Genomic DNA, 12,314 nt, shown 5'->3' with positions numbered 1-12,314 from the left:
TCAGGTGAGGCAGAATTCATCAGGCAGTGGCGGCATGGGCAGGGCGCGATAGGCGGCGGGCGGGATCTGCACGAGGCTGTCGAGCCGTAGCACGCGGCGATCTTGCGCAGAAATATCGCTGATTGCGTGGCTTAGGGCGCGCGCGATGGGCGCAGGGTCACGGTGAAAGGCGGTAATCATGGGCAGCGCGGGGCTGGGCGGGGTGCGGGCAAAGGCATTCAGCGGGGCGATCACCTGTGGGGCGCCGGTGGCCCACATCGCATAGGTGACGGCGTCAATCGCGGCATAGTCCGCCGCACCGGTCGCCACAGCGTGGGCCGAGGCGAGATGCGCGCCCGTCATCTGCACGGTCCTAGGGCGCAGGCCGTGTTCGGCCAGCAAGGCAGCAGGGGCCGCCCAGCCCGATTGGGACATGGGGTCGTTGATCGCCAAGGTGCCGCTTTGGGCCAGTTCGCGCAGGCTGCGCGGGTCGTCGTGTCGGCGGATCATATGGCTGAAGTAATAGCCGCGGGGGCAGTCGGGCAGCGCGTAATCCGGCGTGCCGACCAGTTGAACCTTGTCCCAAAGCTGTGCACGGTAGGGCAGGCCGCAGGTTTGACCCAACAGCAGATCGTCAGAGCGCCAGTGATCCCACAAATCTCCGTCGCGGGTCAGGTGCGCGGGGCCATAGCCAAGCTGCGCGCGCACCGCCTGCCACAGCCGGTCATAGGCCGCAGCGGCGTGGGGCATGTCATACATGCCCAGAACGGCAATCACTTGAGCAGGCGTTGACGCACCATGGCGCTGTCGGGATCGGATATGCCCAACAGGTTGCTCACAAGGCGCAGCAGGGCGTCTTCCTCTTGGGCGCGTTCGCCATCGGCCAGCACGACTTTCCACAGCGCCTCGATCACGGCGAGGCGGTCGTCATAGGCGACGGCGTCCTTGATGGCGCGCGTAAAGCGGACCGTGTCGGGGGCGGCGGTTTCCATCGCTTCGGCCTCGGCGCGCAGGGCGGTGGCGTCACCTTCGGACAGGCCATAGCGGTCCTGCGTGATCTGGTCGATCAGGGCCTTTTCCGCGCCGCTGTAATGGTTGTCGGCCCGTGCAACCCGCACCAGAAGGGCGGTCAGGGCAAGGCGGGCATCCGCGTCAGCGATTGGGGCGGGGTTCGGCTGGATCAGCCGGTTGAGCAATTCTTGAAACATAAATGGGGATATAGGGTTAGCAGCCTTGTTCGCCAAGGGCGCGTGCCTTGATATCAAGGCTGTCTTCGGGGGTGATGCCCATTGCGGCCTCGACCTGATGCAGGGTCGTTTCCTCAATCGCGGCGTGTTCGCCGTCGGCCAGAACCACGGTCCACATCGACAAGGCAAGGGTATAGCGGTCGTCGTAAGGTACTGCATCGCGGAGCAAATTCGCGAATTCCGGCGTGCCGGGGGCGTGGCGTTCAAGGGCCTCGCAGGTGGCGCGCAGCTTGGCCGCGGCGATGGGTTTGAGGTTGAACGTGCTGGACAGGATCTTGTCGATCGCGCCCACTTCGGCGGCCTGATAATCGCGGTCGGCCATGGCGATCCGCACCAGCAGCGCCCCTAGGGCGAGTTGCGGCGTCGGCTCGGGCAGGGCGGGTTTTTCCTTGGGGCGTTTGGGGAAAAGTCGTTCGAACACGTGAGGCGGGCCTATTTGCAAAGAGCGTCAAAGCGAGTTTTCAATTTTGCAGCCTCATCCGCAAGACCAAAGGGCGGGCGGATGACGAACAGGCCCGACCCGACCATCCCGTGACCGGGGCGGGCGGGGGGAAAGCGGACCTCGTGGCGCAGCGCCTCGGGGTGGTTATTTTCAAGCGTTTTCAACATGCTATGATGCGCGCCCGAGGTCAGGATCGGATACCACAGCGCGATGATCCCAACATTCCATGCGCGCACGTATTTTTTGATGTGCACGGGAATCGTCTGGTAGTCGTCCTTGATTTCGAAACTGGGGTCGATCAGCATCAGGCCACGGCGCGGGGTGGGCGGCAGCATGGCGTGGGCCATGTCAAAGCCGTCGATGCGGCGGCATTTGGCGGTGGGCAGGGCCAGTTCGAGGTTCAGATGCTCGGTCGGGTGCAGTTCGGCAAGGGTGATCGTGTCCGTCTCGCGCAGGGTCTGCACGGCGATCATGGGCGAGCCGGGATAGGCGTTTTCACCATGTATTTCAGCGGTTTGCGCAAGGCTGCGCGTATAGGGATGATCGGGGGCGAACCATGATTTTGCGCGCCGGATACCCTGCGCTGCCTCGCCCGTTTTGACCGCCTCGTCCGAGGTCAGATCATAGAGCGCGCGACCGCCATGGGTTTCGATATAGCTGACCGGTTTGTCCTTGCGCGTGAGATAGTCGAGCATCCAAGCGAGCAGGGCGTGCTTGTGTACGTCTGCAAGGTTTCCGGCGTGATAGATATGTTGGTAGCTGAGCATGGGACGCTTATGGGGGCCCCGCAGCGTGCGCGCAACGGTTAACGGCGACGGCGGCACGACGTGGGGCGAATCTGTGGTTAACGCCTGTGTTTTCTGGCGAAACGGCGATGCACAGCCCGTACAGAACCTGTGCACAACCTGTACACCGTCGGTACACGCGGGATGGGTTTAACGCGGCGTGCGGTGGCGAGCGTTAACGGTGTGTGAACGAAAATGGGCGCGCTGGGCGGTGATTAGTCGACCTGTGTGAGCGGGCTTTCCACCGGTGGCGGGGCCACGTCCATGACGCCAAGCGCGTCCAGACCGCCAAGGATCGAATCCACCGCGATGGTGGCCAGCACGATGCCCATCACCCGACTGATGACGCTGGCGCCAGTATTGCCGATCACCTTGTGCACGGCGCTGGCCATGAGCAGCAGCACCAGTGTCATCAGCAGCACCAGCAAGAGCAGCCCAGCGGTGATGACCTGTTCGCCAATGGTTTCGGTGTGATTGTCGGTCAGGATCACGATGGCCAGCATCGCACCGGGGGAGGCGATAGAGGGCATGGCGAGCGGGAAGACAGCACCGGCGAGGTGGTCACGCTCTGCCTCTTCGATCTCGCGTGCGGGTTTGGAATCGCCGAACACCATGGTCATGGCAAAGAGGAACAGAATGACCCCGCCCGCGATCTGGAACGACCCGAAACGCAGGCCCAATGTTTCAAGCAGCAACTGCCCGCCCGCGAGGAAGGCCAGCAGCACAAGCGCCGAAATCGCCACGGCGCGCAGGGCAAAGCGGCGGTGCAAACGGCGCGGCACGCCTTGCACGGCAAAAAGGAACACAGGGATCGAGCCGACAGGGTCGATAACCACGATCAGCGTTATGAGCTCTTTGGTGAGTGCAGCCCAATCCATGTAATTTTTGCCCTTCTTTTACGTTGTGAACGGTTGAACCTGTTGCGGGGGAAACCGGCAGGGAGAGGATAGGATGACCGCGAACGGGATCCGTGGAAAACTTGGTCAATCCGACCCGCACCGCTGTCGCTGCTGTGTCATCGCAACAGTTTTAGGCGTCTTTGACAGTTTTACGCGTCTTCGACGTGGCGCGGACCGTGGCGCGGCGCTTGCCCGTCGTGGTTGGCACCATGCGGGGCAGGCTGTCGCCGCGGTCGGAAGCGTCGGAACAGGGCACATGCCCGAAGGCGGCGCCGGATCCGGTTGATGATTCGCCCCGAAGTGGGGGGCGAGGTCAGGAGGCAGTGTAGCGGATCGGGCCATGGCCCGACCAGAGGGTTACACCAGCCGCGATACATCCTTGGCGGCGCGCACAAAGCTTTCAAACAGCGGGTGCGGCGCAAAGGGTTTGGATTTCAGTTCGGGGTGGAATTGGACGCCGATGAACCATGGATGATCGGGCCATTCGACGATTTCGGGCAGCGCCCCGTCCGGTGACATGCCCGAGAATTTCAGGCCCGCCTTTTCCAGTTGCTCGCGGTATTTGGTGTCGACCTCGTAGCGGTGGCGGTGGCGTTCGTCGATGGCGGTGGTGCCATAGGCCTCGGCCACGCGAGACCCTTCGGCCAGCACGGCGTCATAGGCGCCAAGGCGCATGGTGCCGCCCTTGTCATCGCCCACCTTGCGGCTGACTTTGTGGTTGCCCTGCACCCATTCCTTGAGGTGGTAAACGACGGGTTCGAAACGCTTTTTGCCCGCTTCGTGGTCGAATTCCTCGGATCCGGCGGTGGTGAGGCCCGCGACATTGCGCGCGGCCTCGATCACGGCCATCTGCATGCCCAGACAGATGCCCAGATAGGGCACCTTGCGGGTACGGGCGAATTCGGCGGCGCGAATTTTGCCTTCGGTGCCGCGTTCGCCAAAACCGCCAGGCACGAGGATCGCGTGGTAGCCCGACAGGTACGGCGCGGGGTCTTCGTTTTCGAACAGTTCGGCATCGACCCATTCGATTTTCACGCGCACACGGTTGGCCATGCCACCATGAGTCAGCGCCTCGGCAATGGATTTATAGGCGTCTTCAAGCTGCACATATTTGCCGACAATGGCGACTTTGATCTCGCCTTCGGCGTTGTGGATACGGTCGCTGACATCTTCCCATTTGCTCAGGTCCGGCTTGGGCGCGGGGCTGATCTGAAAGGCGTCGAGAACGGCCTGATCCATGCCTTCGCGGTGATAGGCCAGCGGGGCGTCGTAAATGGTGCTGAGGTCTTGGGCGGCGATTACCGCCTCGGGGCGGACGTTGCAGAACAGGGCCAGCTTTTCGCGTTCCTTGACCGGAATCGGCCCTTCGGAGCGGCAGACAAGGATGTCGGGCGCGATGCCGATGGAGCGCAGTTCCTTGACCGAGTGCTGGGTCGGCTTGGTTTTCAACTCGCCGCTGGCCTTGATGTAGGGCAGCAGGGTCAGGTGCATAAAGATACACTGCCCGCGTGGTTTGTCCTGAGAGAACTGGCGGATCGCTTCGAAGAAGGGCAGCCCTTCGATGTCGCCCACGGTGCCGCCGATTTCACAAAGCATGAAGTCGACCTCGTCCGCGCCGATGTCGATGAAATCCTTGATCTCGTTCGTGACGTGCGGAATCACCTGAATGGTCTTGCCCAGATAGTCGCCGCGCCGTTCCTTTTCGAGGACGTTGGAATAGATGCGGCCCGAGGACACGGAATCGGTGCTACGCGCCGCAACGCCGGTGAAGCGTTCGTAATGGCCAAGGTCCAGATCGGTTTCCGCGCCATCGTCGGTCACGAACACTTCGCCATGTTCAAAGGGCGACATCGTGCCGGGATCGACGTTCAGGTAGGGGTCAAGCTTGCGCAGGCGGACCGAAAAGCCGCGCGCTTGCAGCAAAGAGCCGAGCGCCGCAGAAGCCAGACCTTTGCCCAGCGATGAAACTACGCCACCGGTGATGAAAATAAAGCGCGCCATATGGTGGTGTCCCCCGTGGATCAATCTGGGCCAAGGCCGGTTTGAAGGGGCGCAAAGTTACGCTCCCCACGGGGCCTCAGTTTAACAGGATTCGGTTGCAATGGGCAAGCCGCGCGCAACATGATGTTGCACGTGCTTGGCTTGCCTCAAGATTTCGTTAATCGGCTTGTGGTACCAGCGGCGCTTCGTCGTCGGCCGACGGGGGCAGCAGGTCGCCGCCCACAGGCGCAAGGTCCGCATCCGGTGCGTTCTGCGCGGGCGGTGTGATGCCCAACTGGTCGATCACGGATGTGCCCGACGCGTTTTGCGCCGCAATAATGGTCAGCGTCAGCGATGTGATGATAAAGCCGATGGCCAGAATCCACGTCACCTTGCCCAGTGCTGTGGCCGCCGCACGGCCCGACATGGCGCCGCCGCCACCACCACCCATGCCCAGACCGCCCCCTTCGGAGCGCTGCATCAGCACCACGGCAATGAGGCCGAGTGCGAGGAACAAGTGGACGATAAGAACGACGTTTTCGTATTGCATGAGGGATCGGTGACCTTTGCTGCGCGATGGGCGGTATCTATGCAGAAATGCCCAAGCCCGCAAGGCGTCTTTCGCGGCAATCTGGGAGGGCGTGGATTTCGCGGCGTTCGGGGGCTGGATTTCTGCGCCGCGCGGGCGCAAAGTCGCGCCATGCCACATGACCATACAGACCACGATCACCCTCACAGCCTGCTGCCCAGCGACCCTGCGTTGCGGGTGAAGGCGCTGGAAACCGTTCTGACGCAAAAGGGTCTGGTGGACCCCGCCGCGTTGGACGAGATCATCGACACCTATGAAAACAGGATCGGCCCGAAGAACGGCGCGCAGGTTGTGGCCCGCGCCTGGAGCGATCCTGCCTTCAAGGCGGCACTGCTGGAAGATGCCGATCCGGTGCTGGCCGAACTCGGCTTTTATGGCCGTCAGGGCGAACATATGGTGGTGGTCGAGAACACGGATCAGGTGCACAACATGGTCGTGTGCACCTTGTGCTCGTGCTATCCGTGGCCGCTGCTGGGCATTCCGCCCGCATGGTACAAATCCGACGCCTACCGTGCCCGCGCCGTGCGCGAACCGCGCCGCGTGCTGGCCGAGTTCGGCGTGACCCTGCCCGACACCTGCGCCGTGCGCATCTGGGATTCAACAGCCGAGGTGCGCTACCTCGTGCTGCCGCAACGCCCCCAAGGCACCGAAGGTCTGGACGAGGATGCGCTCGCCGCTCTGGTCTCCCGCGATAGTATGGTGGGCTGCGCGCTGGTGGCGGCGCCGTGACGCGGGTGCATGACATGGGCGGGCGTTTTGGCGATGGCGCGGTGGTGCCCGAAGGGGAAGACGTGAAGTTTCACGCCGACTGGCACCCGAGGGCGCTGGCGCTGACACTGGCCTGCGGAGCGCTTGGCCTGTGGAACATCGACACGTCGCGCCACGCCCGCGAGTCGCTGGACCCCAAGGATTACGCCCGCTTCGAATATTACGAAAAATGGATTGCCGCGTTGGCCGACCTGCTGGTCGATGGCGGCATCCTGAGCCGCAGAGAACTGGAAACCGGACAGGCCGAAGGCCCCAGCCCGCAGGCGGAAAAATGCCTTGTTGCCAGCGCCGTGGCCGCGGCACTGGCCCGTGGTGGCCCTGCGAACCGCCCGCAGGTCGCGCCGCCCCGCTTTGCCAAAGGCGACGCGGTGCGCCTGTGCACGCTGCCGGAAAACATGAAAGTCGCAGGGGGCCATACCCGCCTGCCAGCCTATGCGGCGGGGGCCACGGGCCGCATCCAGCGCCTGCACGGCACCCATGTCCTGCCCGACAGTAATGCGCACCGGATGGGCGAAGCGCCCGAGCCGCTTTATGCCGTGGCCCTGCGCGCTGCCGATATTTGGGCGCATCCCGAACATCCCGAGGACGAGGTGATTCTCGATCTTTGGGACAGCTATCTCGAACCCGCATGAAACCTGAACCCGTCTTTGAGTCCCCTTGGCACGCGCAGGTCTTTGCGCTGACCGTACACCTGAATGCCACGGGGGTGTTCACATGGGCCGACTGGGCCGCCCGCTTTGGCGCAACGCTGAAACGCCATGGCCTCGCCCGCGAATTGAACGGGGGTGATGACTACTTCCATGCATGGCTCGAAACGCTCGAAGAATTCACCACCACCCAAGGCCTTGCTGACAGGGCCGATCTGCAAAACACCCGCGCACGTTGGGAAAAGGCGTACCTCGCCACCCCGCACGGACAGCCCGTCAGCCTGTCCTGATCTTCTCTGTTCCAAAAAATCCCGGGGGAGGCGCAGCCGGGGGCAGAGCCCCCTCTACCGCAGCCATCAGGCACGGCCCATTAATCAGGCGTGTCTACTCGTCGACATCATCCATATCGGCCTGACCCGACAGGGCGCGGCGCACATGGCTCCAGCTGAGGCCGATGCCCAGCACGACCGATAGGGCGACCAGCCCCAGCCATGTGTTCAGCCCCGGATTGTCGAGGCTGAGCACGCCGAAATCATAGAGCACCCAGAGGATCGCGCCCACAAGCGCCAGCACCAGCGCCATGCCGAACGCCCCGATGGAACGCAGCGTGGCGCGCAGGTAGATGATGTAGCCCACCAGCAGCAATAGCCCCACCAGCACCGCGATGGACAGGTTTTGCCCCCCATAGTCCATTACCCAGCGCAGATAGCTGTATTCGGTTGGATTGTAGGTCGCCGCCAACAGGGCGAATGCAAAAAGCCAGCGCCAGAAAAAGCCCATGAACATGGCACCTCTTGATTGGAATGGGGTGAGTGATGCCGAAAAAAGGCACCAAGCTCAACCTGCGGGAGCCTCCGGCGGCAGTATTTTTCGCCAAAAGAGGCGCAGTTATCGGTTTGCCTTGGGCGGTGGCATCGGTATACGGGCGCGGGTTTCATTGAAAGGATCCGAGCATGGCCAACGTGGTGGTTGTCGGCGCACAGTGGGGTGACGAGGGCAAGGGCAAGATTGTGGACTGGTTGAGCGAGCGGGCAGATGTCATCGCCCGTTTCCAAGGGGGCCACAATGCGGGCCACACTTTGGTGATCGACGGCACAGTCTATAAATTGCATGCGCTGCCTTCGGGTGTTGTGCGGGGTGGAAAAGTGTCGGTCATCGGTAACGGTGTCGTGCTGGACCCGTGGCACCTGCTGGGCGAGATCGAAACGATCCGCGCACAAGGTGTCGAGATTACGCCGGAGACGTTGTTGATCGCGGAGAATACGCCGCTGATCCTGCCGATCCATGGCGAGTTGGACCGCGCCCGCGAATCCCAGAATTCTGTGGCCAAGATCGGCACCACAGGTCGGGGCATCGGCCCTGCCTATGAGGACAAGGTGGGGCGCCGTGTGGTGCGTGTGGCCGATCTGGCCGACCGTGCCACATTGGAATTGCGCGTGGATCGCGCGCTTGTCCACCATGACGCCTTGCGCCGCGGGCTGGGCCTTGACCCCGTGGACCGCGATGCGCTGATCAACAGTCTGCTGGAAATCGCGCCCAAGATCCTCGCCTATGCCGCACCGGTGTGGAAGGTGATGACCGAGGCGCGCAAGGCGGGCAAGCGTATCCTGTTCGAAGGGGCGCAGGGCGCGCTCTTGGACATTGATTTCGGCACCTATCCCTATGTCACGTCGTCGAACGTGATTGCGGGGCAGGCGGCCACGGGTGTGGGCGTCGGTCCGGGTGCGATTGATTTCGTGCTGGGTATCGTCAAGGCCTATACCACCCGCGTCGGTGAGGGGCCGTTCCCGACCGAGTTGCATGACGCGGATGGCGATCGCCTTGGAACGCGCGGGCACGAGTTCGGCACCACCACGGGGCGCAAGCGGCGCTGCGGCTGGTTTGATGCCTGCCTTGTGCGCCAGACCTGTGCCACCAGTGGTGTGAACGGTATTTCGCTGACCAAGCTGGATGTGCTGGACGGGTTCGAGACGCTAAAAATCTGTGTCGGCTACGAGCTTGATGGCGTGCGCATGGACTATCTGCCCACCGCTGCCGACCAGCAGGCGCGCTGCACCCCCATCTACGAAGAGATGCCGGGCTGGTCCGAATCCACTGAAGGTGCGCGCAGCTGGGCCGATCTGCCTGCCAACGCGATCAAATATGTGCGCCGCGTCGAAGAGTTGATCGACTGCCCTGTCGCGCTACTTTCCACCTCACCCGAGCGGGAGGACACAATTCTGGTCCGCGATCCGTTTGCAGATTGATAAGGGGATGACGTGAGTTACAGGGCGCGAAAATGGCTGGCGGGGTTGATCCTTGTTTTCGGGGTGCCGCTTTATATCGTGGCAGCCGTCAGTCTGGTGGCCCTGTTCGAGCGTCCGTCGATCCTTGTCGAATTGCTGATCTATGTGGGTTTGGGCATTCTGTGGGCGATCCCGTTGAAATATGTGTTCAAGGGCATCGGCCAGCCGGATCCTGACGCCTGAGGGCAGCGGTTCCGGCACTAGCACAGCAAAAAGGGCGGCACTTGCGTGTCGCCCTTTTGTTTTGGTCATGGTGCGGCGCGGTTAGCCTGCGGCGCGTTGGTCGGGGCGGTAGCCGATATCGCTGGTCACGGCAAAGCGGCCGCCTTTGCGTTTCTCGATCTTGCCGGTGCGCAGCAATTGCCCGAAGGAGCGCAGGCCGTCCTCGCGGCTGAACCCTTCGGTTTCGGCCAGACGCACGGTGTTCATCAGCTGCGGGCGCGAGAAGTTGTCGTGCCCTTCGACGAAGGCAAGGTAGCTTGCCGCCGCTTCCAGTACCGCGGGCAGATTGTGTGCGCCCATGTCTTCGACATAGTCGGCAAAGCTGGGGCCGTTGCCGGATGTGGCGGCGGCTGCGGTCGGTTCGATCTTGGACACGCGGCGCGGGCGCACGGGCGCTTCGGGGGCCGCCACTTCGGCGCGGTCGACGCGCTGGGCGGCAACCAGTTTCAGCGGTGCGGGGCGGGGCCCGTCGGGGCGCTGGCTGCGGGTCGGGACCGCCTCGGGGCGGCGGGGTTTGACCACAGAGGCCAGATCGGAGCGGAACGCCCCTTCGTCCTTGATCGAATCGTTGCCGATGTCTGCATCTGCCTTCTTGGCCTTCACGGCGGCCTTGAGGTGGGCAAACGCGTCGCGGCGGCTGGACGCTTCGGGTTCGTCCATCTGGTTGTCGGCTTCGGCCATCAGGCGCGACACGTCCGCATCCACGACCGGCTTCTTGCTTTCCTTCGCGCTTTCGGGCGCGGCGGTGACAAGGGCGGGCTGGGCTGTTTCGCGTGCCGTTTCTTCGGGCGTGCTGTCCCCTGCGGGCGCTTCGGCTTCGACTTCGGCCAGTTCGGCAAGCAATTCCGCCTCTTCCTGTTCGGAGAGGGAGGACGGGCCGAGCGTGTCCATGTCGATGTCATCATCATCGTCGTCGTCTTCGTCGACTTCTTCCAGATCACCTTTGGCGAGGGCCGCTTCGATATCCGCGCGCTTGACCTTGATGACGCGGGCCTGACGCGGTTTGGCGGCGGGCGCAGCGGTGTCTTCGGCGCTTTCGAACAGGTTGTCGGCATCGTCTTCGGCGTCGTCCTGCGCATCGTCTTCCTGCGCCATCAGCGCGGCGAGCGTGTCGAGACCGAGGTCATCGTCGTCGTCGCTGTCATCTTCGGCGGTTTCAACATCCTGACGGGCAAGGGCGGGTTGGGCGAGGTCGGTGTTTTCCTCGGCTTCGGCCTCTGCTTCGATGTCGTCGTCGCTGTCATCATCCTCGAAACGGGCAAGGATGCTGGCGATGTCGTCATCGTCCTGCGCGTCGTCCGCATCTTCGGCAGCGGCTTGTACAGCATCGTCGACTTTTTGTGCGTCTTCGATGTCGCGGGCTGCGTCCTGCAAAGCGTTGCTTGCGGCGGTGCGGGAAACGGCGGCAAGGATGCTGTCGTCGCTCTCATCGCTGTCGTCTTCGTCGTCCTGCATCAGCGGCGCGGCGTTTTGTGCCGAGAGGTCGTCGGCATGTTCGTCTTCGAACATGTCGCTGTCCTGCGAGGATTGTTGGCTGTGCGAGACCACGGCGCGGATGCGCTGTAGCTTGGCGGCGATAGAGTCCACGGCAGCAGGGGCAGGGGCGACGACGGGTTCGGCGGTGGCTTCGGCGTCATCCTCTGCTTCGGCCTCAACTGCCTTGGCGTCTTCTTGGGTGTCTTCGGCGCTGTCCGCTTCTTCTTCTGCGAGGTCTTCTTTGGCTGTCAGTTCTTCGGCGTCGCTGGCCAGATGCTCGACGATCAGGTCGTCGGCTTCTTCGTCTGTAGTATCAGCTTCGGCTTCTTCGGCAACGGGTTCCGCTTCGGCCTCTGCTTCTGCTGGGGCTTCGTCTGCTTCGGGCGTTTCCTCAACGGCCTTCGCCGCCTCTGCGACAATGTCGGAGGCGTCTGTTGTTACTTCTTCTACTTCTTCGGCAGCGGCGGTTTCTTCCACCTGCGCAGCCTCTTGGGGTGCGGCAGTGTCTTCGGCGACTTCCTCCACCTTCTGGTCGGCTTCGGGTGCCTCGGCGGCGTCGGCCTGTGCAGCAGTTGCAACGGCAGCAGCAGCCGCAGGCACGGCGGCCATTGCGGCGGCGGGGGGCGCTTGTGCTGGGGTGGCGTCGCTGTCGCTTGCGCTCAGGACAATGCGACCTTCATGTTGGCGGGCCTCGACGCGGCGCGAAATCTCGCGCTCGGCAATGCGGGTCAGCATTTCTGCGTCGGGTTGGGGCGGTTCTGCGCCGAAATAGCGGTCGTCCGATGCAAGGTCGCGGAAATATTCCGCAATCGCCTTCATCGTTCCGAAACTGTCATCGAATCCCTCTAGCGTGCAGGAAAACGTGCCATAGGAAACTGTTAAAATTTTATTATTACTCATCATCGGATGCTCGTCCTCTGCCAGTATGCAGAGCAATCTATAGGGGGTGATAACGGACGAAAGCGGCCCGAATCTGTGCAACGGAGGGTATCATT

General features: G+C 62.9%; 14 protein-coding genes. 5 read left to right on the top strand and 9 right to left on the bottom strand.

Annotated elements, in window-relative coordinates; genetic code table 11:
• From AC6GQJ_RS06400 to secG, 7 genes are all read right to left on the bottom strand, one after another.
• Complete coding sequence (locus AC6GQJ_RS06400; RefSeq protein ID WP_500772902.1) at positions 1-756, bottom strand: phosphate/phosphite/phosphonate ABC transporter substrate-binding protein; 756 nt, start codon at positions 754-756, stop codon at positions 1-3.
• Positions 753-1,187 carry a tellurite resistance TerB family protein gene (locus AC6GQJ_RS06395; protein WP_500772900.1) on the bottom strand — a complete coding sequence of 145 codons (435 nt, stop codon included), beginning with the start codon at positions 1,185-1,187 and terminating at the stop codon, positions 753-755. The genes AC6GQJ_RS06400 and AC6GQJ_RS06395 overlap by 4 nt, the downstream gene beginning before the upstream one ends.
• A gap of 16 nt (positions 1,188-1,203) precedes the next feature.
• Complete coding sequence (locus AC6GQJ_RS06390) at positions 1,204-1,647, bottom strand: tellurite resistance TerB family protein (protein ID WP_500772898.1); 444 nt, start codon at positions 1,645-1,647, stop codon at positions 1,204-1,206.
• Between the two features lie 11 nt (positions 1,648-1,658).
• On the bottom strand, positions 1,659-2,435 hold the full coding sequence (gene rlmJ, locus AC6GQJ_RS06385) for a 23S rRNA (adenine(2030)-N(6))-methyltransferase RlmJ (protein ID WP_500772896.1): 777 nt from the start codon (positions 2,433-2,435) through the stop codon (positions 1,659-1,661).
• A 233-nt stretch (positions 2,436-2,668) separates the two neighbouring features.
• Complete coding sequence (locus AC6GQJ_RS06380) at positions 2,669-3,331, bottom strand: MarC family protein (protein WP_500772894.1); 663 nt, start codon at positions 3,329-3,331, stop codon at positions 2,669-2,671.
• A gap of 378 nt (positions 3,332-3,709) precedes the next feature.
• Entirely contained in the window at positions 3,710-5,353 is a 1,644-nt protein-coding gene (pyrG, locus tag AC6GQJ_RS06375; RefSeq protein ID WP_500772892.1) for a CTP synthase, read from the bottom strand.
• 157 nt (positions 5,354-5,510) lie between these two features.
• Positions 5,511-5,882, bottom strand: a complete 372-nt coding sequence (secG, locus tag AC6GQJ_RS06370) for a preprotein translocase subunit SecG (protein WP_500772889.1) — start codon at positions 5,880-5,882, stop codon at positions 5,511-5,513.
• Between the two features lie 150 nt (positions 5,883-6,032).
• Between secG and nthA the strand changes: the two genes are divergently transcribed.
• Genes nthA through AC6GQJ_RS06355 form a run of 3 tightly spaced genes read left to right on the top strand, consistent with a single transcriptional unit; the run spans position 6,033 to position 7,626 of the window.
• Entirely contained in the window at positions 6,033-6,650 is a 618-nt protein-coding gene (gene nthA / locus AC6GQJ_RS06365) for a nitrile hydratase subunit alpha (RefSeq protein ID WP_500772887.1), read from the top strand.
• On the top strand, positions 6,647-7,321 hold the full coding sequence (nthB, locus tag AC6GQJ_RS06360; RefSeq protein WP_500772885.1) for a nitrile hydratase subunit beta: 675 nt from the start codon (positions 6,647-6,649) through the stop codon (positions 7,319-7,321). The genes nthA and nthB overlap by 4 nt, the downstream gene beginning before the upstream one ends.
• Positions 7,318-7,626: a nitrile hydratase accessory protein gene (locus tag AC6GQJ_RS06355; RefSeq protein WP_500772883.1), complete on the top strand. Its 309-nt coding sequence runs from the start codon at positions 7,318-7,320 to the stop codon at positions 7,624-7,626. The genes nthB and AC6GQJ_RS06355 overlap by 4 nt, the downstream gene beginning before the upstream one ends.
• A 94-nt stretch (positions 7,627-7,720) precedes the next feature.
• Here the strand turns inward: AC6GQJ_RS06355 and AC6GQJ_RS06350 are convergent, their stop codons facing one another.
• Positions 7,721-8,116, bottom strand: coding sequence for a DUF6524 family protein (locus AC6GQJ_RS06350; protein WP_500772881.1), 396 nt, complete (start codon positions 8,114-8,116; stop codon positions 7,721-7,723).
• A gap of 173 nt (positions 8,117-8,289) precedes the next feature.
• On the opposite strand from AC6GQJ_RS06350, the gene AC6GQJ_RS06345 reads away from it, so the two are divergent.
• Positions 8,290-9,582: an adenylosuccinate synthase gene (locus tag AC6GQJ_RS06345; protein ID WP_500772879.1), complete on the top strand. Its 1,293-nt coding sequence runs from the start codon at positions 8,290-8,292 to the stop codon at positions 9,580-9,582.
• Between the two features lie 12 nt (positions 9,583-9,594).
• Positions 9,595-9,804: a DUF2842 domain-containing protein gene (locus AC6GQJ_RS06340; protein ID WP_500772876.1), complete on the top strand. Its 210-nt coding sequence runs from the start codon at positions 9,595-9,597 to the stop codon at positions 9,802-9,804.
• An 81-nt stretch (positions 9,805-9,885) separates the two neighbouring features.
• On the opposite strand, the gene AC6GQJ_RS06335 is transcribed toward AC6GQJ_RS06340, so the two are convergent.
• Positions 9,886-12,222 (bottom strand): hypothetical protein, encoded by a 2,337-nt coding sequence (locus AC6GQJ_RS06335; RefSeq protein WP_500772874.1) that lies wholly within the window; start codon positions 12,220-12,222, stop codon positions 9,886-9,888.
• Positions 12,223-12,314: the final 92 nt, after the last annotated feature.

The sequence above is a fragment of the Tateyamaria sp. 7Alg 36 genome (assembly GCF_059882455.1).
This window is presented reverse-complemented; position numbering and strand designations above follow the sequence as displayed.